This is a genomic window from Thermoplasma sp., assembly GCF_008709555.1.
Classification (GTDB): domain Archaea; phylum Thermoplasmatota; class Thermoplasmata; order Thermoplasmatales; family Thermoplasmataceae; genus Thermoplasma.
This window is the reverse complement of record NZ_VYIJ01000035.1, coordinates 5429-5695: the sequence shown is the minus strand read 5'-3', so window position 1 is coordinate 5695 and position 267 is coordinate 5429. Positions and strand designations below refer to the sequence as shown.

The 267-nt window shown below is 53.9% G+C and carries 1 protein-coding gene; it reads right to left on the bottom strand.

Annotated features, from left to right (window positions below; translation table 11 throughout):
- On the bottom strand, positions 1-267 hold a 267-nt coding region (locus tag F6Q11_RS07480), incomplete at both ends, for a penicillin acylase family protein (protein WP_297027964.1).

Below are 267 nucleotides of genomic sequence, written 5' to 3'. Positions count from 1 at the left end.
TACCAGAGAGTGGATCGCTCATGTTGACTATCATTCGCCATGATGGCCCGAAATCAGATATCGTGCCGTAGGCAGCGTTGATGGTGTTCCCGTCGCCGGCAGCTGGAATTTCCTGCGTGTTGAGCGCCGATATGCCGAAGAAGCTTGAGAGGTATCTCCTGTGCACGTTGCCCCACTGCCATGAGGACGAATAAGGACCGTAATCCCTGGTGATCTGGTTTATCGCCATGGAGTATGCACCGAGCATCGCAGTCGTCTCATTTCCCT